We start from the raw sequence: 18955 nt of genomic DNA on the forward strand, positions 1-18955 counted from the left end.
AGATCCTCGATGGCCGGACGAACCGGTTGGATAAAAAGCGTGCGGGCCGCATCAGAAATCCACCTTCATGCTGAGCGCGACGCTGCGGCCCGGGGCGGTGTATGCGTCGAGCACGTTCGAATTGGCGGCGATGCCGCGCACGTCCGACCAGTTCCAGTACTTGCGGTCGAACAGGTTGTGAATGCCCAGGTAGGCGCTCACGTGCTTGTTGAACCGATAGCCGCCGCGCAGGTCGACGACGAGCGACGACGGCGGCGTGTAGCACGTCTTGTTCTGGCACGCGGCCGACGACACGTCGCGGCCGCGCTTGCCCGCCTGGAACAGCACGTCGGCCTGCGCGAACCAGCGCTCGCCCGGCTCGTAGCGCACGCCGAACACGGCGGAGAACGGATTGACCGTGTCGAGCGGCTCGCTCGCCGCGCCGTTGTCCTGCGTCGTGCCCTTCGTGAACGCCATCGCGCTCTTCAGCGTGAAGCCGTTCGGCATCACCCACTCGGCGCGCCCTTCGAAGCCGTGGATGCGCGCGTTCGCGAAGTTCACGTACTGGAACACGAGCGGATCGTTCGGCCGGCCGCTGCCGCCGATCGTGCGCTGCGAGATGAAGTTCCGATAGCGGCCGGCGAACGCGGCGACGCTGTAGCGCAGCGGCCCGTAGCCCGTTCCGAGCGTGCCGCGCAGGCCCGCTTCGAGCGTGTCGCTCGTCTCGGGCTTCAGGTTCGGATTGCCGATCGATGTATAGCCATAGATCGGATTCGAGAAGCTGTTGTTGACCTGGTCGGGCGTCGGCGTGCGAAAGCCGTGCGCGTACTGCGCGTATGGAATCAGCGCGGGCGCCACTTCGTAGAGCACCGCGACGCGCGGCGACAGCTCGTGATCGCTCGAGCTGACCGTCTTGCCGGTGAAGAGCGGATCGCCTGCAGCCGGGCTTAGCCGATACGCGTCGAAGCGCAGGCCCGGCGTGACGAGCAGCTTGCCGAAGCCGATCTGGTCCTGCACGAACGCGCCGAGCAGCGTGTAGTCGGTATCCGGAAACGCCTTGTTCGGGAACGATTCGCCGGGGCTCGCGATGGTGCCGTCGCGCAGGCTCTCGATGCGATCGAGGCTGCCGTCGACGCCGTACAGCAGCTTGTGCGCGAGCGGCCCGGTCGCGAAGCCGCTCTCGGCGAATGCGGAGCCGCCGAACGCGCGCTCGCTGTAGTGGTTCGAGCGCGAGCGCGATTGCAGGCCGCCGCCGCGCGTCTCGAACGCGTCCTGATCCTGCTTCGACTCCTGATAGTAGAGCTGCACGTGCGCGGTCTGGAACCCGCGCGCGGCGGCGTCGTGGAAATCGTAGTCGACGCTGAAGCGGTTGCGCTCGAGCCTGTCGTTCGCGGCGAGGCCGAGCGTCGTGGGCGGATTGATCGCCGACAGCACGTTCGTGTCGATTCGGCGCCGCACCGTCTCGGCGGTGAGCTTGAACGTGTCGCGCGACGTCGGCGTGATCGTCAGCTTGCCGAGCAGCGATTCCGTGTAGACGTCCTGAGGATTCGCGGTCGTGCGCTTCGTGCTCGCGGAATTGTCGTCGCCGTGCGTGTCGGCCTCGTGGCCGCGGCGGCCGGATGCGATCAGCATCCCCTGCACGCGGTCGTTGCCGCCCGCCGCCGCCACGGTCGCGCCGACGCTGCGGTCGACCGAGTCGTAGCTCGGCCGGAACGAGAAATAGGTCTTCTTCCGATAGATCGACAGCAGATCGGACGGATTTTTCGTGATGAAGTTGACGGCGCCCGTCAGACCGTCGCTGCCGTACAGCGTCGACGCCGGGCCGCGCAGGATCTCGATGCGCTCGAGCGTGTCGAGATCGGCGTAATCGCCGCGGCCGGCCTCGAGCGGACCGAACGAGAACGCGCTCGGCAGCCGGATGCCGTCTTCCATCAGCAGCACGCGGTTGCCTTCCAGGCCGCGGATGTTGATGCTCGAATCGCCGTCGCGGCCGCCGCCGAGCGCGGCGTTCGCCGGCCGGTACGCGGTGCGGCGCACGGTGACGCCCGGCTCGTAGCGCAGCGCGTCCTTGATGTTGTCGGCCTGCTGTTCTTCTAGGTCCGAATCGGTGATCACCGATACGCTCGCCGCGGTGCGGCTTGCGGCCGATGCGGTGCGCGTCGCGGTGACGGTGATCGGGTCGAGCGCGTGCGCGTCGGCGCGCGTGGCGGTCGTTGCGTGCCGCACTTGCGGCGCGGACGCGGCGAGCGGCGGCGCGGCGGCTGCGGGTTCGGAAGCGGCGCCCGCGGCGCGCGCGGCCGCGGCGTAGAGGCCGAAGGCCCCGAACAGCGCGGCGCGAAGCGGCCGCCGCGCCAACAGAGGTTGATGCACGGTGTGGTCTCCCAGTGACGTTTGAGCCCGGAGGCTGGCTGGGTGACGCGTGCACCTGGCTGGCGCCCGCGCGCCTTTATGGCGCGGGCAGGTTGAAAGGAAAAGTTCGTGAAAACGAACAGGAAGTGTAATTGAGAATCATTCGCAATTCAATCGGCAAAAATGGCGTTGCCGACTGGGCGGAGGGGCGGCGAGTGACGGGGGCGTCGTGAGGCTGCCCGGCTGAAGGCGATGTCGAGCGTCGTCGTGCGCCATATTGTTCGCAACTAACGGTCTGGCGCGACCGGCGCCTTCGGCGAGAGGGGCCCGCGAGATTAAGGCCAGCGCGCGCGAGGCTGGGCGATGTCAGCCAGCGGTCGAGCATTTGTCAGGACGGGGACGCGCGCACGGCGTCGCCGTCGCGGCGAATATCGCGCCGCTCGCAGCCCGCCGCGTTGCACCGCCGCCGCGCGATCCGCCCGCGCGGGCATGCGTCACGCCATCGATTCGAGCCGAATCAGCAGCTTGCGCACGTGCGCGAGAAACGCGTCGTGCGCTTCCCGGTCGTGCGGGGCCTCGAGGCGCGACGTCTCCGCGAGCTGGATCTGCCGGTCGAATTCGTCGGCGAGCGCCTGGCGCGTTTCGAGCGGAAGCACGCGAATCAACGAGACGAACAGCAACTCCTGAGCGTGAAGCACGCCGGACAGCGCCTGGACGTTCATGCCGACCTCCGTCGAAGAGAGCGCAGCGGCGCCGCGGGATCGCGGGCCGCCCGTCTCTTCATACTAGGTCCACCGCGCGCAAAAGCCGAGCGGCCGAGCGGCGCGCGGTTTCGCCGCGTCGCGAAGCGCGGGCGTCTGGCCGCGGCGCGGACGAAGCGGCGCGATGCGCGCCATGCCCGTCATGCGTGTGCGCACTCGCCGAGCATCCATTCGCGCAGCAGCCGCAGCGACGCGCTCGTCTGCAGCCGCTCCGGCGCGTAGCACAGGTAATGGCCCTGCTCGTCGACGTCGACGGGCGCGTCGAGCGGCTGCACGAGCGTGCCGGCCGCGAGCGGCGCGCGAATCAGGAACGCGGGAATGAGCGCGATCCCGAGCCCCGCCTGCGCCGCCTGGATCAGCACCGAGTATTGCTCGAAGCGCGGGCCGGCGAGCGCGTTCATCTGCGTGACGCGATGCCGGTCCGCCCACGCGAGCCACGCGCATTCGGCCTGCTCGTGCACGAGACGCGGCGCGGCGGCGATGTCCGCGGGTTCGCGCAGCGCGTGGCGCTCGGCGAATTCGGGCGCGCACACGGGCACGAACGTGCGGCCGTCGAGATAGTCGCACTGGACGCCTTCCCAGCGGCCGTCGCCGTAGCGGATCGCCGCATCGAGCCCGAGCGGGAACGGGTCGCCCGGCGCGAGGTGGCGCCGGAAGCTCAGCGTGAGGTCGGGCGCGGTTTCGAGAAAGCGCGGCAGGCGCGGCACGAGCCATTTCGTCGTGAAGGTCGGCACGCTCGCGATCGTCAGCAGATCGCTGTCCTCGCGCGCACTCAGCAATTCGAGCGATGCATTGCCGATCTCGCGCAGCGGCCCCGCGACGCGCGCCTGATAGACCCGCCCCGCGCGCGTGAGCGCGAGATTGCGGCCTTCGCGCACGAACAGCCTCACGCCGAGCAGCGCCTCGAGGCTCGCGATCTGCCGGCTGACCGCGCTTGGCGTGAGGCCGAGCTCGCGCGCCGCGTACGAAAAATTCAGATGTTTCGCAGAACTGGCGAATGCATGCAGCTCGGCGACGTTCGGATACAGATGCTTCATCGCGAAGTATTCCGTCGATGCAAAGAGCGATGCGGAGTTTGTACGTTTTTTTCATGACGATGCCATGTCGCGCGCCCACACTGGCGGCCGTCGTCGCGATCCGCGCAACGCCTGCCCCGGCGGGCGTTTCGCGTGACGCTTCCTTTCGTCGCCCGTGAGTGCCGCCATGCGTCCATCCACCACCGCCGAGCTTGCCGGCGGTATTCCGTTTCGTCGCAGCAAGCGCCGCCCGTCGTTCGGCGCCATCGTCGTCAACGGCGTCGTCGCGCTGTTCGCGCTGTATCTGCTGATGCCGATCGTGCTGCTGCTGATCGGATCGGTCGGGCAGAGCTGGACGAACACGCTGCTGCCCGTCGGCTTCACGTGGCGCTGGTTCGCCGAACTTGCCGCCGATCCGAGCTTCCGGCGCGCGTTCGGCGTGAGTTTCGTCGTCGCGCTCGCGTGCTGCGCGCTCGACACGGTGGTCGGCGTGCCGCTCGCGTATGCGCTGCATCATCGCGCGCTTCGCGGCCGCGGCATGGCCGCGCGCGTCGTGATGCTGATGCCGGTCGGCGTGCCGGCGCTCACGCTCGGCTTCGGCTACATCGTGGTCTTCGGCTCAGACGCGCTGCCGTGGCTCGGCACGCTGCCGCTGATGATCGCCGCGCATGCGGTGCTGACGCTGCCGTATCTGCTGCAGACACTGTTGAGCGATCTGCGCCACCTCGATCTCGCGAAGCTCGAAGCCTGTGCGGCGACGCTCGGCGCGCCGCCGCTGCGGCAGTTTTTCACGATCGTGCTGCCGAACTTGCGGCAGAGCCTCTTTTCCGGGCTCGTGATGGTCGCGGCGCTGTCGATCGGCGAGTTCCAGGTATCGAACCTGATTGCCGGCTTTCGCTACCGCAATTTCCCCGTCGTGCTGCTGCAGGCGTTCTACGGCGCGTCCGGCATTGCCTGCGCGGCGACCGTCGTGCTGCTGCTGCTCGCCGTATTCGCGACGCTCGCGTCGATCCACACCGTGCAACGACTGAAGTGAAGCCATGAGCCTCGAATTCGACAACGTCAGTTTCAGATACCCCGGCGCGGCGCACGGCGTCGACGCCGTCACGCTGCGCGCGCAGCCGGGCGAGCTGCTCGCCGTGATCGGCCGCAGCGGTTCCGGCAAATCGACGCTGCTGCGGCTGAGCGCGGGTCTCCTCGACGGCTACGCCGGGCGCATCGCGATCGGCGGCGCCGACATGGCGGGCGTGCCGGTGTGGCGGCGCGAGGTCGGCATGGTGTTTCAGCAGTACGCATTGTTTCCGCATCTGTCCGTCGCCGACAACGTCGCGTACGGGCTGCGCATGCGCGGCGTCGCGGCCGCCGAGCGCCGGCGGCGCGCGCTCGAGATGCTCGAGCGCGTCGGCCTCGCCGCGCATGCGGCGCGAAGCACGACGCAACTGTCGGGCGGCCAGCAGCAGCGCGTGGCGCTTGCCCGCGCGCTCGTGATCGAGCCGGCGCTGCTGCTGCTCGACGAGCCGCTCGCCGCGCTCGACGCGGGCATCCGGCATCAATTGCGCGACGAGATCCGCGCGCTGCAGCGCGCGTGCCGCGCGACGACGCTCTTCGTCACGCACGATCAGGATGAGGCGCTCAGCATGGCGGATCGCGTCGCGATCGTCGACGGCGGGCGCGTGCTGCAAGTGGGCACGCCGCGCAGCCTGTACGAGCGGCCGGTATCCGCGCAAGTCGCGCGCTTCATCGGCCATTCGACGATCCTGCGCGGCCGCGTGCAATCGAGCGGTACGGTCGACGTGCGCTTCGCGACGCTGTGCGCGGACACGGGCGCGCATCAGCCGGGCGCGGAAGTCGCCGTGCTGGTGCGCCCCGAGCACGTGGAGCCCGATCCGCCCGCTCAGCGCGTGAACCGCATTGAAGGCGCGCTGGGCGAAGTCCGCTACTTCGGCGCGACGCATCGCTACGACTTCGTGCCGCATGGCGCGGCGCATCCGCTGCTGTGCGAGGGCCGCGTGCTCGCCGCGCGCGGCGTCGCGATCGAGCCGCGCCATCTGCTCGTGCTGCCCGCGTAGGGCAGCGCGCAATGATTGTTTCGTTCAACGGAGATTCACGATGTCTGCAAGTCGATCATTTCTGACGGCGCTGCGCCGCGCCGCGCTCGCGTTCGGCATGTGCGCGACGCTCGCCGCGAACGGCGCGTCCGCCGCGCCGCTCTATGCGGGCGAAGACACGCTCTATGCGAAGGCCGCCGACGAGGGGCTCGTCGTGTCGTTCGACACCGGCCCCGAATGGGCGAACTGGAAGGCGCTGTTCGCGGAGTTCCGCAAGCGCTATCCGAAGATCGAGCTCACGTACAACGACATCGGCTCGGCGGCGACGGTCGTCGCGCTCGACAAGTCGCGCCGCCGTCCGCAGGCGGACACCGCGTACTATTTCGCGGCATCGGCGCTCGACGCGGTGGGCAAGGACGTCGTCGCGCCGTTCAAGCCGATCAACTTCGACAAGCTCCCACCCGTGTTTCGCGAAGCCGACGGCCGCTGGTTCACCGTGCATTCGCTGAACGTCGCGTTCCTCGTCAACCGCAAGCTCGTGAAGAACGTGCCGCAACGCTGGTCCGATCTGCTCAAGCGCGAGTACAAGAACGCGGTCGTCTATCTCGATCCGCGCTCGACCGGGCAGGGGCAGGTGGTCGTGTTCGCGGCGGCGTCCGCGCTCGGCGGCGGTGTCGACAATCCGAAGCCCGGCGCGGAGTTCTTCGGAAAACTGAAGAATGCGGGCAACGTGCTGCGCGTCGAGGGCACGACGCCGTATGCGAAGTTCGTCAAGGGCGAGATCCCGATCCTGATCGGCTACGAGAACGACGGCCTGAAGGCGAAGTACGCGGACGGCATGGGCGACGCCGTCGACGTCGTGATTCCGCAGGACGGCAGCGTGTCCGCGCCGTATGCGATGAGCCTCGTGAAGAACGGGCCGAATCCCGCTGCCGCGCAGCTATGGTTGAACTTCGTGATGAGCGACGCCGGCCAGGCGCTGTTCGCGCGCGGCTACGTGCGGCCCGCGGTGCCGGGCGTCGCGCTCGCGCCCGACGTCGCGGCGAAGATGCCGAACGCGCCGCAGGTGCGCCCGCTCGACGTCGCGAAGGCCGCCGCGCGCAAGGCCGAAGTCGACAGGCTGTGGTCGCAGGCGGCGCTTGGCCAGTAAGGAGCGCGACGTGCAACGATCGTCTCTCGAACGCGGCCTGTTGCGCCGCTTCGGCGCGGCGCCGGCGGGCGGGCTGCTTGCGCTTTTCTTCGTGCTGCCGCTCGCCGCGCTCGTGAGCGCGGCGTTCGCGGAAGGCGGCCGCGCGTTCGCCGCCGTGCTGCGCGACCCGCTCGTCGGCGACGCGATCGGCCGCTCGCTCGCGCTCGCGGTCGGCACGGGCACGCTGTCGACGTGCGTCGGCGTGCCGCTCGCGCTGGCGCTTGCCGATCAGACGCCCGCGCGGCGCCGCTGGTCGCTCGCACTGCTCGGCGTGCCGCTTGCGTTTTCCGGGCTCGTGATCGCGTATGGCTTCATCCTGACGTTCGGCCGCGCGGGCTTCGTCACGACGCTGCTCGCCGGCTTCGGCGCGGATGCGGCGAAGGTTGGCGGCATGATCTACACGACGTTCGGCCTCGTCGTCGCATATGCGTACTACCTGATTCCGCGCGTCGCGCTGATGCTGTTTCCGGCATTCGCGAATCTCGACCGCAGGCCGCTCGAAGCGGCGATGTCGCTCGGCGCGAAGCCGTGGCGCGCGTGGCTCGACGTCGCGTGGCGCGAGCTGTGGCCGTCGGTCATGGCCGCGTGGTGCCTCGTCACGGCGATCGCGCTCGGCACGTATGGCACCGCGCTCGCGCTCGCCGGCACGCAGATCAACATCCTGCCGCTGCTGATGTACCTGAAGCTGTCCGACGGGCAGACCGATTTTTCGCAGGCCGCCGTGCTGTCGATCGTGTTGACGGCGCTGTGCACATGCGTGCTCGCGATGGGGGAATACGTTGGGCGACGACATCGCTGAATACAAGCCGGATGCGGACGACGCGCTCGCGCGCGTCGCGCTGCGCCAGCGGGGGCCGCGCCGCCATCTGATGCCGGTCGGCCTGATCGGGCCGCGCGACGCGACCGGCGAGCAGTTGCGCATCGCCGAGGCGATCGCGCACGCGCTCGCCGCGACGGGGCTCGCGATCGTCGGCGGCGGCAAGGGCGGCGTGATGGAGGCGGCGGCGCTCGGCGCGCGGCGCGCAAACGGGCTTGCGATCGGCCTGTTGCCCGAGGACGACGCCAACGGCGCGAATCCGCATCTGAGCATCGCGCTGCCGACGGGGCTCGGCATCACGCGCAACGCGCTGATCGCGCGCGCGTCGCTGTGCCTGATCGCGGTCGGCGGCGGGCTCGGCACGCTGTCCGAGATCGCGCTCGGCCTGCAGTGGGGCAAGCCGGTCTTCACGATTTGCGATGCGCCGCAGGTGGCGGGCGTCGAGAACTTCGACGCGCTCGATCCGCTGCTCGCGCGCGTCGCGCAGTGGCTCGCCGATTCGGCGTAGCCGCATCGGGGTTTGGGGGAATGAAGGCGCTTCATTCGTTTGATTCTATTTGGAAGGAATCCTATTCATGAAAAAGGCGGCAGCAGCATTGCTGGTGACGGGGAGCGTGTGCGCCGGCGCGCATGCGCAAGGCACGGTGACGCTCTACGGGATCGTCGACGCGGGGCTCGGCTATACGAGCGACCAGCGCGTCGCGCAGAGCAAGGGGGCGCTCGGCTCGCCCGTCAGCTACCGGAATGAGTCGAGCTACAGCTTCGCGAGCGGCACCTGGTCGGGCAGCCGCTGGGGGCTGAAGGGCAAGGAGGATCTGGGCGGCGGCCTCGCAGCCGTGTTCCAGCTCGAGAACGGCTTCAACATCGGCACCGGACAGGCGGGGCAGGGCGGGCGGATGTTCGGCCGGCAGGCGTGGATGGGGCTGTCGAGCGAACGCTACGGGACGCTCACGATGGGCCGCCAGTACGATCCGATCGTCGACTTCGTCGGCACGATCAGCGCGGGCACGTTCCTGACCGGCATGGGCGCGCATCCGGGCGATCTCGACAACATCGACAACCAGGCGCGCGAGAACAATTCGATCAAGTACGTGAGCCCGAAGTTCGGCGGCCTCACGTTCGGCGCGCTGTACGGCTTCGGCAATCAGGCGGGCAGCGTGAAGAACCAGAGCACGTGGAGCGTCGGCGGCCAGTACGTGAACGGGCCGTTCTCGCTCGGCGCCGCGTACCTGTATGCGACGAACGCGTATGGCGCGAACGGCGGCGCGTGGACGGGCTCGTACGACGGCACGTTCGCTTCGTCGATCAACGAAGGCTTCGCATCGGCGAAGAGCATGCAGATCGTCGCGGCAGCGAGCACCTATCAGATCGGCGCGGTGACGCTCGGCCTGTCGTACAGCAACACGCAGTACAAATCCGGCGCGTTCTCGACGTTCAACGGCACCGCGACGTACAACTCGATCGGCGGCACCGTGTCGTGGCAGGCGACGCCCGAGCTGCGCGTCGCAGCGGGCTACGATTTCACGCGCGGCAGCTCGATCGACGGCCAGTCCGCGCCGAAATACCATCAGGTGAACTTCGCGTCGTACTACTACCTGTCGAAGCGCACCGCGCTGTATGGTCTCGTCGGCTATCAGAAGGCGAGCGGCAAGACGCTCGACGCGTACGGAAACGTCGTCGCGGCGACGGCGTCGGTCGGCGACGTCGGCAACGGCATCTCGTCGGCGGGCGATACGCAGACGCTCGTGCGCATCGGCGTGCGCCACACGTTCTGACGCGCGCTGCGCGCGAGCGCCGGCCGCTTCGCGCAGGCGGCCGGTGCGTGAAACGCGCGTTATTCCGCGGTCGCCGTCTCGGTCGCCTGCGCGAGGCTCAGCACCGTCTGCGCGATCGACTGCGTCGTCGCGAGCGTGTTGATCACGCCGGCGCGCAGCGCGCCGAGAATGCCCGTCGCCTTCGTCGGCTCGCTCGCGGTCGCGATCACGTTCGGAATCCGCTTCAGGTCTTCGAGCGTGAGCCCGATCACGCGGCCGCGCAGCATCGTCGTCGCCGGGCGGCCGTGGATGTCGATGAAGTCGTAGCCCATGATGTCGCCGACGGCGCCCGCGCGCTTCGCCTCCGCCATCTCCTCGGGCGTGAACCAGCCCATGCGGACCATGTTGCTGTCCTCGAGGATGTCGCCGATGCCGACGAGCGCGATCGATGCGCGGCGCGCCTTGTCGAGCGACTGGCGCACGACGTCGTTCTCGAGCAGCGCGGTGAAGAGCTGCGGATCATTGACGAGCGCGGGCGCGTACAGCGTCTCGCTCTCGCCGCCGAAGCGCGCGGCGAGGCGCCGGCAGATGTGGTCGGCGTTCATCGTCTCGCCGCCGCGATACGAGCCGCCGATCGCGGAGACGAACGAGCAGTTGCGCTGCGTCGTCGATACCGCATGCCGCGACACCGCGCTCACGTTGCGGCCCATGCCGACCGCGACGATCGTGCCGTCCGCGAGCACGCGGTCGAGATAGCTCGCGACGAGCCCCGCGAGCAGCTCGCGCTGGCTGTCCTGATCCTTGTGATCGACCGAGATGATCGCGCGCTGGATGCCGAAGCGCGTGACGAGTTCCTGTTCGAGATCCTGCACCGCGCGCGGATGATGGCGCACGCGAATCTCGACGATGCCCTCCTCGATCGCGCGCTTGAGCAGCCGGCCCACCTTCGGGCGCGAGATCGCGAACTTCTGCGCGAGTTCTTCCTGCGTCAACCCGTCGACGTAATAGCACTTCGCGAGTTGCGTGAGTTCTTCGTTCGTCATGTCGTTGTCGAGTGGAGCGGCGCGCCGCGCGGCGTCATGAACCGCAGTGCGCGTCGTTCGGGCCGGCCTGGGTGAGGCCCGCCCGGCGTTCGTAGTCGGCGATCCGCTGCACCTTCGGCTGCGAGCGGCCGCCGTCGAATTCTGCCCTAAGCCACGCGTCGACGATGCTGTTCGCGAGCTCGGTGCCGATCACGCGCGCGCCCATCGTGATGATCTGCGCGTCGTTGCTGCGCCGCGCGCGCTCGGCCGAGTAGGTGTCGTGGCACTGCGCCGCGCGGATGCCCGGCACCTTGTTCGCGGAGATCGCGACGCCGATGCCCGTGCCGCACAGCAGGATCGCACGGGCAAACTCGCCCGTAGCGACGCGCTGCGCGACTTCGATCGCGATGTCGGGGTACAGCACCGCCTCGTCCGCGCTGTGCGTGCCGAAGTCGGTCAGCTCGACTTCGGGATGCGCCGCGCGCAGGTGCCGCTTGATCGACTCCTTGAGCGCGTAGGCCGCTTCGTCGCAGCCGATCGCCACTTTCATGGTGGACCTCCGGAGGGCGGGGTGAATGCGCAAATGCACAGGGTTGAGCAATTATAACGACCGGTCTGAACATTTGGCAAATGGCGAAATTTTGCTCCCATGGTACGCCGAATCGATAATTTGCTTGAAAATCAAACAACTAGTGCGTTATTTGTGATTGTGGTTAGCGTTTACCAGTAATTGACACTCGAAAAAACCGATGACTACCATGCGGTCACGCTGTATCAAATCATCGTGAATGAGCAAAAGTTCATTCGTCATCCGGGATACGACAGTGACTCCTGTTCTGCTCGAAGCAAGCCAGGTAGCGAAGCGGTTCAACGGCGTGAGCGCGTTGCGCGACGGACGCCTGAGCCTCGCGGCCGGGCGCGTGCATGCGCTGTGCGGCGGCAACGGCACCGGAAAATCCACGTTCCTGAACATCCTGATGGGGCTCCTGCGCCGCGACGAGGGCACGATCCGGCTGAACGGCCGCGACGTCGATTTCGCGTCGCCCGCCGAAGCGCTCGCGAGCCGGATGGCGATCATCACGCAGGAGCTGTCGCCGGTGCCGGGGATGACGGTCGCCGAGAACCTGTATCTCGGGCGCGAGCCGACCCGCGCGCGCGTCGTCGTCGATTTCCGCACGCTGAAGCGCCGCGCGCAGGATCTGCTCGACCGCCTCGGCTTCGCGATCGACGCGGGCGCGCCGATGCGGCGGCTGAGCCTCGCGCAGACGCAGCTCGTCGAGATCGCGAAGGCGTTCAGCCACGATTGCCAGGTGATGATCATGGACGAGCCGACGTCCGCGATCGGCGAGCGCGAGACCGAGACGCTGTTCGCCGCGATCCGCAACGTCACCGCGCACGGCACCGGGATCATCTACGTGTCGCATCGGCTGAGCGAGCTGTTCGACATCGCCGACGACTACACGGTGTTTCGCGACGGCGCGTACGTCGAGAGCGGCCGCCTCGCCGACATCGATCGCGCGCATCTCGTGCGGGCGATCGTCGGCCGCGAGATGCCCGTCGTCGACAAGGCGCGCCGGCCCGCGCACGGCGAGCCGTGCCTGAAGGTCGCGGGCCTCGCGCGCGCGGGCGAGTTCGAAGACGTGAGCCTCGACGTGCGGCGCGGCGAGATCCTCGGCATCTACGGGCTGATGGGCTCGGGCCGCAGCGAATTCCTCAATTGCGTGTACGGCCTGACGCGGCCCGACGCGGGCGCCGCGACGCTCGACGGCAAGCCGCTGCCGCACGGCGAGCCAGCGCGGTCGATCCGCGCGGGCATCGCGCTCGTCACCGAGGACCGCAAGGATTCGGGCCTCGTGCTGTCCGGCAGCGTGCAGGAGAACATCGCGATGGCCGCGTACCGTCGCCTGTCGCGCGGCGGCGTGATCCGGCGCTCGCTCGTGCGGCGGCTCGCGCAATCGATGGTCGAGCGGCTGCGGATCAAGGCCGCTTCGCTGCGCATGCCCGTATCGGCGATGAGCGGCGGCAACCAGCAGAAGGTCGTGCTCGCGAAATGCCTGTCGACCGAGCCCATGCTGCTGCTCTGCGACGAGCCGACGCGCGGCATCGACGAAGGCGCGAAACAGGAGATCTATCGGCTCCTCGACGCGTTCGCGCGCGACGGCGGCGCGGTGATCGTCGTGTCGTCGGAGGCGCCCGAGCTGCTGTATCTGAGCGACCGGATCGCCGTGTTCAAGGGCGGCCGCGTCGCCGCCGTTCGCCCGGGCGACGGCGCCACTCAGGAATCCCTGCTCCATCTCGCCTCATGAACAAGACCATGAACACTCAGACCCTGTCCCGTCTCGGCGCGGCGCCCAGGCGCGTCAACGTCGCGGAGCTCGCGAGCCGCTTCGGCATCCCGATCATCTTCGTCGCGCTGTGCGTCGTGCTCGCGTTCGCGAGCCCGTACTTCCTCACGTGGCGCAACTGGAGCGACATCCTGCGGCAGACGTCGATCAACGGCATTCTCGCGATCGGCATGACATACGTGATCCTGACGAAAGGCATCGACCTGTCGGTCGGCTCGGTGCTCGCGCTCGCCGGCATCGTGAGCGGTCTCGCCGGCGCGGCGGGGCACGGGCTCGCGGCGTCGCTCGCGGTCGGCATCGCATGCGGCGCGGCGCTCGGCGCGATCAACGGCGTGACGATCGCGCGCTTCAATGTGCCGCCGTTCGTCGCGACGCTCGGCATGCTGAGCGTCGCGCGCGGCGTCACGTACATCGTCAACGACGGCAGCCCCGTCGCGAACCTGCCCGACGATTATCTGTCGCTCGGCATCGGCAAGCTCGGCCCGCTCGGCATGCCGGTGCTGATCTTCGCGGCGGTCGCGCTCGCGTGCTGGTGGGTGCTGCGCTACACGACGTACGGCCGCTATCTGTATGCGGTCGGCGGCAACGAGAAGAGCGCGCGGACGTCCGGCATCGGCGTGCGCAAGGTCGTGTTCTCGGTGTACGTCGTGTCGGGCGCGCTCGCCGGCCTCGCGGGGATGATCCTCGCCGCGCGCACGACGTCCGCGCTGCCGCAGGCGGGCGTGTCATACGAGCTCGATGCGATCGCGGCCGTCGTGATCGGCGGCACGAGCCTGTCGGGCGGACAGGGCGGCGTCGTCGGCACGCTGTTCGGCGCGTTGTTGATCGGCGTGATCAACAACGGTCTGAATCTGCTCGGCGTGTCGTCGTATTACCAGCAGATCGCCAAGGGACTCATCATCGTGCTGGCCGTGCTCATCGACGTGGCCCGCAAACAGCAGCGCTGACGCAGCGCATTCCTACCCGGAGGAGACGACAATGCAAACACGAAAGACCTGGTTCGGCCGCATCGCGGCGGCCGCGGCGCTCGGCGCGACGCTCGCGATCATGGCGGCGGGGGGCGCGGCGCACGCGGCGAGCGGACCCTATCGCGTCGGCGCGGCGGTCTACGGGATGAAAGGCCAGTTCATGCAGAACTGGGTGCGCGAGATCAAGGCGCATCCCGCGGTGAAGAGCGGCGCCGTGCAGCTCACGGTGTTCGACGGCAACTACGACGCGCTCACGCAGAACAACCAGATCGAGACGATGCTCACGCAGCAGTACAGCGGCATCCTGTTCGTGCCGATCGACACGAAGGCGGGAATCGGCGTGGCGACGCGCGCGGGGGCGTCGGACACGCCGCTCATCGCATCGAACACGATGCTCGCGACGCCGAAGGTGCCGTACATCGGCAACGACGACGTCGAGGGCGGCCGTCTGCAGGCCGAAGCGCTCGCGAAGCGGATCGGCGGCAAGGGCAGCGTCGTGATCATCCAGGGGCCGATCGGCCAGTCCGCGCAGATCGATCGCGAGAAGGGCGAGATGGAGGTGCTCGCGAAATATCCGGGCATCAAGGTGATCGAGAAGAAGACCGCGAACTGGTCGCGCGCGGAAGCGATGAACCTGATGGAAGACTGGCTCAACGCGCATCCGAAGCAGATCAATGGCGTGATCGCGCAGAACGACGACATGGCGCTCGGCGCGCTGCAGGCGATCAAGAATCGCGGGCTCACGCCGAAGGACATCCCGATCACGTCGATCGACGGGATGCCCGACGCGATCCAGGCCGCGAAGCGCGGCGAGATCACGACGTTCCTGCAGGACGCGCAGGCGCAGTCGCAAGGCGCGCTCGATCTGGTGCTGCGGCAGCTCGTCGGCGCGAGCTACAAGCCGCAGTCGGTGATCTGGCAGCGCTACGCGAAGGATCTGAAGTGGGACGGCGGCACCGCGAAGCGCTACATCCTGCCGTGGGTGCCCGTCACGCCGGCGAACGCCGATCAGTTGTACAAGCAGGTCACGGGCGGTTGAGGGCGGCGGCCATGACGAATCTCTGGGACAGGGCGTTCGATCTGACGGGGCGCGTCGCGCTCGTGACGGGCGGCGCGGCGGGCATCGGCCACGCGTGCGCGCAATTGCTCGCGCAGCGCGGCGCGAGCGTCGCGCTCGTCGATCGGCATCCCGAGACGATGCGGATCGCGGCGACGCTCGAAGGCGGCGCCGCGCGCCATAGCGGCATGTCGCTCGACTTGCGCGATTGCTCGGCCGCGCAGGCGGCGGTCGAGCTCGTCGCGTCGCGCTTCGGCGGCGTCGATATGCTCGTCAACAGCGCAGGCGTCGCGCTGCTCGACAAGGCGCTCGACGTCGGCGAGGCCGCGTGGGACGCGACGATGGCGATCAACGTGAAGGCGTCGTTCTTCGTCGCGCAGGCGGTCGCGCGGCAGATGATCGCGGGCGGCCGCGGCGGGCGGATCGTCAATCTCGCGTCGCAGGCGAGCGTCGTCGGCCTCGACCGGCATGCCGCGTATTGCGCGAGCAAGGCCGCGATCGTCGGGATGACGAAGGTGCTCGCGCTCGAATGGGCGCCGCACGGGATCACCGTGAACGCGGTGTCGCCGACGATCGTCGAGACCGAGCTCGGCAAGCAGGCGTGGGCGGGCGAAGCCGGCGAGCGCGCGAAGCGCGAGATCCCGGCTGGCCGCTTCGCGCAGCCGGGCGAGATCGCCGCGCTCGTGCTCTATCTGCTGAGCGACGCGGCCGCGATGATGACGGGCGAGAACGTCGTCATCGACGGCGGCTACACGGTGCGCTGAAGCGGCGGCGGGCCGCGCGGCGGCCGCCGTCATTGCCGGAACTCCGGAACCGATCGACCAATACTCAGGAGACGTTGGATGTCACAGATAGCCGAAGCGCCGCCGCAACGCGCGGCCGAGCGCAGCGATGCGCCCGCGCTGCCCGCCACGATGCGCGCCGTGGTCTGCCACGGCCCGCAGGACTACCGCCTCGAACAGGTGCCGGTGCCGAAGCCGGGGCCGGACGAGATCCTGACCGAAGTGGAGCGCGTCGGCATCTGCATGGGCGACATCAAGACGTTCCGCGGCGCGCCGTCGTTCTGGGGCGACGCGGTGCAGCCGCGCTACGTGAAGCCGCCGATGATTCCCGGCCACGAGTTCGTGTGCCGCGTCGTCGCGCTCGGGCCGCGCGCCGAGCGGCGCGGCGTGAAGGTGGGCGAGCGCGTGATCTCCGAGCAGATCGTGCCGTGCTGGGGCTGCCGCTTCTGCGGGCACGGCCAGTACTGGATGTGCCAGAAGCACGATCTGTACGGATTCCAGAACAACGTGCACGGCGCGATGGCCGAGTACATGATCTTCACGAAGGAGGCGATCGTGCACCGCGTGCCCGATTCGATCCCGACCGACGAGGCGATCCTGATCGAGCCGCTGTCGTGCTCGCTGCATGCGGCCGATCGCGCGGACGTCGGCTTCGACGACGTGGTCGTCGTCGCGGGCGCGGGCACGCTCGGGCTCGGCATCATCGGCGCGGTGCGGCTGCGCCATCCGAAGAAGCTGATCGTGCTCGACATGAAGCCGGAGCGCGCAGCGCTCGCGCTCAGGATGGGCGCGGACGAAGTATGGAATCCGGGCGAGGAGAACGTGATCGAGAAGATCCGCGCGATCACCGAAGGCTACGGCTGCGACATCTACATCGAGGCGACCGGCCACCATCGCGCGGTCGGCCAGGGGCTCGCGATGCTGCGCAAGCTCGGCCGCTTCGTCGAGTTCAGCGTGTTCAACGACGACGCGAGCGTCGACTGGTCGATCATCGGCGACCGCAAGGAGCTCGACGTGCTCGGCTCGCATCTCGGCCCGTACATGTATCCGCGCGCGATCGAGTTCATCGCGTCGCGCAAGATCGACGTGCGCGGCATCGTCACGCACACGTTTCCGCTGTCGCGCTTCGCGGAGGCGTTCGCGGTGATGGAGCGCGGCGAGCAATCGTTGAAGGTCGTCCTGGATCCGCGAGGTTAATTGCATGAATCGTGTCATCAATCATCCCGACTACGTCGTCGAGGACATGCTGCGCGGGATCGTCGCCGCGCATCCGGCGCTCTCGCTCGACGCCGACAACCCGCGCGTGATCGGCGTCGCGACGCCGGCGCCGGGCAAGGTCGGCGTCGTCACGGGCGGCGGCTCGGGGCACGAGCCCGCGTTTCTCGGCTACGCGGGGCCGGGGCTCGTCGATGCGGTGGCGGTCGGCGAGATCTTCTCGTCGCCGACCGCGAAGAGCTTTCTCGACGCGTTCCGGCGCGCCGATCGCGGCGCGGGCGTCGCATGCCTGTACGGCAACTACGCGGGCGACAACATGAACGTGAAGATGGCGGTCAGGATGGCGGCCGCGCAGGGCATCGACGTGAAGACCGTCGTCGCGAACGACGACGTCGCGTCGGCGCCGCGCGACGAGCGCGCGAAGCGGCGCGGCGTCGCGGGCGAGATCCTGATGTGGAAGGCGGGCGGCGCGAGGGCGGCGGCGGGCGGCGATCTCGACGCCGTGGTCGCGAGCGCGAAGAAGGCGATCGACAACACGCGCTCGGTCGGCATCGGCCTGTCCGCGTGCACGATTCCGGCGAACGGCAAGGCGAACTTCCACATCGCCGACGGCGAGATGGAAGTCGGCATCGGTCATCACGGCGAGCACGGCGTGCGCGTGATGCGCACGGTGAGCGCGAAGGACATGGCCGCGATGATGCTAGACATCGTGCTGCCGGATTTCCCGCTCGAACGCGGCGAGGAGGTGGCGGTGCTCGTGTCGGGGCTCGGCGCGACGCCGCTGATGGAGCAATACATTCTGTACGCCGAAGTAGCGGAACGGCTCGCGGCGGCGGGGCTGAAGATCGGTTTTCGCCTCGTCGGCAATCTGTTCACGTCGCTCGAGATGATGGGCGTCACGCTGACGATCACCCGGCTCGACGACGAGCTGAAGCAACTGTTCGCCGCGCCGTGCAGCAGCATCGGCCTCACCGTGGGAGAACGCGCATGAATACCGCCACCGTTCAGCGCCTGCCGCTCGCCGGCGCGGGCTTCGTCGTGCGCGAACTCGTCGACGTGATCCAGCGCAATCGCGATCACCTGTCCGAAATCGATGCGGCGATCGGCGACGGCGATCACGGCATCAACATGAGCAAGGGCTTCGGCCAGTGTGGCGCGCGGCTCGACGCGCGCGGCGCGACGAGCCTGCCGGATGCGCTCGACGTGTTGTCGACGTCGCTGATGGACGGGATCGGCGGATCGATGGGGCCGCTTTACGGCAGCTTCTTCCTGGATTTCGCCGCGGCGCTCAAGGGGCGCGACACGCTCGACGCGGCGCTGTTCGGGCAAGCGTTGTCCGCGGGGTTGGCCGGCGTGCAGGCGATCAGCGATGCGAAGGTCGGCGACAAGACGCTGATCGACACGCTCGCGCCCGCAAATGCCGCGTTTCATGAGGCGCTGCGCGCGGGCGACGATTTCCGGCACGCGCTCGCCGCGATGAGCGCGGCCGCCGAGCGCGGCAAGGAATCGACGCGCTGGCTGCAGGCGAGGATCGGGCGCGCGTCGAGGCTCGGCGAGCGGTCGGTCGGCACGCTCGATGCGGGTGCGGCGTCGTGCTGCCTGATTCTGTGCAGCATCGCGAGCTCGATCGGCGCGCGGTTGAACTGAAATCGG

18 protein-coding genes are annotated in these 18955 nt (G+C 68.7%); 13 read left to right on the forward strand and 5 right to left on the reverse strand.

The annotated features are described in order from the left end of the window. Positions 1 to 51 precede the first annotated feature (51 nt). From AQ610_RS20885 to AQ610_RS20895, 3 genes are all read right to left on the reverse strand, one after another. On the reverse strand, positions 52 to 2334 hold the full coding sequence (locus tag AQ610_RS20885) for a TonB-dependent hemoglobin/transferrin/lactoferrin family receptor (RefSeq protein ID WP_006029055.1): 2283 nt from the start codon (positions 2332 to 2334) through the stop codon (positions 52 to 54). 488 nt (positions 2335 to 2822) lie between these two features. After that, a complete protein-coding gene (locus AQ610_RS20890) occupies positions 2823 to 3050 on the reverse strand; it encodes a hypothetical protein (RefSeq protein ID WP_006029054.1) in 228 nt (75 codons plus the stop codon). Between the two features lie 179 nt (positions 3051 to 3229). Beyond that, the gene (locus tag AQ610_RS20895; RefSeq protein WP_006029053.1) at positions 3230 to 4126 is read right to left on the reverse strand and encodes a LysR substrate-binding domain-containing protein; all 897 of its coding nucleotides are present in this window, start codon (positions 4124 to 4126) and stop codon (positions 3230 to 3232) included. A 166-nt stretch (positions 4127 to 4292) separates the two neighbouring features. Here AQ610_RS20895 and AQ610_RS20900 point away from each other — a divergent pair, with 166 nt between their 5' ends. From AQ610_RS20900 to AQ610_RS20925, 6 genes are all read left to right on the forward strand, one after another. Beyond that, the gene (locus tag AQ610_RS20900; protein ID WP_006029052.1) at positions 4293 to 5141 is read left to right on the forward strand and encodes an ABC transporter permease; all 849 of its coding nucleotides are present in this window, start codon (positions 4293 to 4295) and stop codon (positions 5139 to 5141) included. A gap of 4 nt (positions 5142 to 5145) precedes the next feature. Continuing rightward, entirely contained in the window at positions 5146 to 6174 is a 1029-nt protein-coding gene (locus tag AQ610_RS20905; RefSeq protein ID WP_006029051.1) for an ABC transporter ATP-binding protein, read from the forward strand. Positions 6175 to 6214: 40 nt separating this feature from the next. After that, entirely contained in the window at positions 6215 to 7303 is a 1089-nt protein-coding gene (locus AQ610_RS20910; protein WP_006029050.1) for an extracellular solute-binding protein, read from the forward strand. A gap of 10 nt (positions 7304 to 7313) precedes the next feature. Beyond that, positions 7314 to 8141 carry an ABC transporter permease gene (locus tag AQ610_RS20915; protein WP_015603586.1) on the forward strand — a complete coding sequence of 276 codons (828 nt, stop codon included), beginning with the start codon at positions 7314 to 7316 and terminating at the stop codon, positions 8139 to 8141. Beyond that, a complete protein-coding gene (locus AQ610_RS20920) occupies positions 8122 to 8667 on the forward strand; it encodes an SLOG cluster 4 domain-containing protein (protein ID WP_006029048.1) in 546 nt (181 codons plus the stop codon). Before AQ610_RS20915 ends, AQ610_RS20920 begins: the two co-directional genes overlap by 20 nt. Before the next feature lie 67 nt (positions 8668 to 8734). Further along, positions 8735 to 9934: a porin gene (locus tag AQ610_RS20925; protein ID WP_009914233.1), complete on the forward strand. Its 1200-nt coding sequence runs from the start codon at positions 8735 to 8737 to the stop codon at positions 9932 to 9934. Between the two features lie 59 nt (positions 9935 to 9993). Here AQ610_RS20925 and AQ610_RS20930 read toward each other — a convergent pair whose 3' ends face one another. Next, complete coding sequence (locus AQ610_RS20930; protein WP_006029046.1) at positions 9994 to 10956, reverse strand: sugar-binding transcriptional regulator; 963 nt, start codon at positions 10954 to 10956, stop codon at positions 9994 to 9996. Between the two features lie 34 nt (positions 10957 to 10990). Further along, on the reverse strand, positions 10991 to 11485 hold the full coding sequence (gene rpiB / locus AQ610_RS20935; RefSeq protein ID WP_006029045.1) for a ribose 5-phosphate isomerase B: 495 nt from the start codon (positions 11483 to 11485) through the stop codon (positions 10991 to 10993). A 238-nt stretch (positions 11486 to 11723) separates the two neighbouring features. Between rpiB and AQ610_RS20940 the strand changes: the two genes are divergently transcribed. The 7 genes from AQ610_RS20940 to dhaL all read left to right on the forward strand — a co-directional run bounded on the left by AQ610_RS20940 (position 11724) and on the right by dhaL (position 18949). Then, positions 11724 to 13241 (forward strand): sugar ABC transporter ATP-binding protein, encoded by a 1518-nt coding sequence (locus tag AQ610_RS20940; RefSeq protein ID WP_006029044.1) that lies wholly within the window; start codon positions 11724 to 11726, stop codon positions 13239 to 13241. Beyond that, a complete protein-coding gene (locus tag AQ610_RS20945) occupies positions 13238 to 14227 on the forward strand; it encodes an ABC transporter permease (protein ID WP_006029043.1) in 990 nt (329 codons plus the stop codon). The genes AQ610_RS20940 and AQ610_RS20945 overlap by 4 nt, the downstream gene beginning before the upstream one ends. A gap of 31 nt (positions 14228 to 14258) precedes the next feature. Beyond that, positions 14259 to 15287: a substrate-binding domain-containing protein gene (locus AQ610_RS20950; RefSeq protein ID WP_006029042.1), complete on the forward strand. Its 1029-nt coding sequence runs from the start codon at positions 14259 to 14261 to the stop codon at positions 15285 to 15287. 11 nt (positions 15288 to 15298) lie between these two features. Next, on the forward strand, positions 15299 to 16069 hold the full coding sequence (locus AQ610_RS20955; RefSeq protein WP_006029041.1) for an SDR family oxidoreductase: 771 nt from the start codon (positions 15299 to 15301) through the stop codon (positions 16067 to 16069). A 78-nt stretch (positions 16070 to 16147) separates the two neighbouring features. Next, a complete protein-coding gene (locus tag AQ610_RS20960; protein WP_006029040.1) occupies positions 16148 to 17284 on the forward strand; it encodes an erythritol/L-threitol dehydrogenase in 1137 nt (378 codons plus the stop codon). A 4-nt stretch (positions 17285 to 17288) separates the two neighbouring features. Further along, complete coding sequence (locus tag AQ610_RS20965) at positions 17289 to 18293, forward strand: dihydroxyacetone kinase subunit DhaK (RefSeq protein WP_006029039.1); 1005 nt, start codon at positions 17289 to 17291, stop codon at positions 18291 to 18293. After that, entirely contained in the window at positions 18290 to 18949 is a 660-nt protein-coding gene (gene dhaL, locus AQ610_RS20970; protein WP_006029038.1) for a dihydroxyacetone kinase subunit DhaL, read from the forward strand. Before AQ610_RS20965 ends, dhaL begins: the two co-directional genes overlap by 4 nt. The last annotated feature ends 6 nt before the right edge of the window (positions 18950 to 18955 follow it).

It is taken from the genome of Burkholderia humptydooensis, assembly GCF_001513745.1.
GTDB classification, from domain to species: Bacteria; Pseudomonadota; Gammaproteobacteria; order Burkholderiales; family Burkholderiaceae; genus Burkholderia; species Burkholderia humptydooensis.

Bases quoted from the DNA above. Each gene is read 5' to 3' on its own strand.
- rpiB (WP_006029045.1), bottom strand. From the start codon at position 11,485: ATGAAAGTGGCGATCGGCTGCGACGAAGCGGCCTACGCGCTCAAGGAG.
- AQ610_RS20890 (WP_006029054.1), bottom strand. From the start codon at position 3,050: ATGAACGTCCAGGCGCTGTCCGGCGTGCTTCACGCTCAGGAGTTGCTG.
- AQ610_RS20940 (WP_006029044.1), top strand. From the start codon at position 11,724: ATGAGCAAAAGTTCATTCGTCATCCGGGATACGACAGTGACTCCTGTT.
- AQ610_RS20925 (WP_009914233.1), top strand. From the start codon at position 8,735: ATGAAAAAGGCGGCAGCAGCATTGCTGGTGACGGGGAGCGTGTGCGCC.
- AQ610_RS20900 (WP_006029052.1), top strand. From the start codon at position 4,293: ATGCGTCCATCCACCACCGCCGAGCTTGCCGGCGGTATTCCGTTTCGT.
- AQ610_RS20950 (WP_006029042.1), top strand. From the start codon at position 14,259: ATGCAAACACGAAAGACCTGGTTCGGCCGCATCGCGGCGGCCGCGGCG.
- AQ610_RS20930 (WP_006029046.1), bottom strand. From the start codon at position 10,956: ATGACGAACGAAGAACTCACGCAACTCGCGAAGTGCTATTACGTCGAC.
- AQ610_RS20955 (WP_006029041.1), top strand. From the start codon at position 15,299: ATGACGAATCTCTGGGACAGGGCGTTCGATCTGACGGGGCGCGTCGCG.
- dhaL (WP_006029038.1), top strand. From the start codon at position 18,290: ATGAATACCGCCACCGTTCAGCGCCTGCCGCTCGCCGGCGCGGGCTTC.
- AQ610_RS20960 (WP_006029040.1), top strand. From the start codon at position 16,148: ATGTCACAGATAGCCGAAGCGCCGCCGCAACGCGCGGCCGAGCGCAGC.
- AQ610_RS20895 (WP_006029053.1), bottom strand. From the start codon at position 4,126: ATGAAGCATCTGTATCCGAACGTCGCCGAGCTGCATGCATTCGCCAGT.
- AQ610_RS20945 (WP_006029043.1), top strand. From the start codon at position 13,238: ATGAACAAGACCATGAACACTCAGACCCTGTCCCGTCTCGGCGCGGCG.
- AQ610_RS20905 (WP_006029051.1), top strand. From the start codon at position 5,146: ATGAGCCTCGAATTCGACAACGTCAGTTTCAGATACCCCGGCGCGGCG.
- AQ610_RS20910 (WP_006029050.1), top strand. From the start codon at position 6,215: ATGTCTGCAAGTCGATCATTTCTGACGGCGCTGCGCCGCGCCGCGCTC.
- AQ610_RS20965 (WP_006029039.1), top strand. From the start codon at position 17,289: ATGAATCGTGTCATCAATCATCCCGACTACGTCGTCGAGGACATGCTG.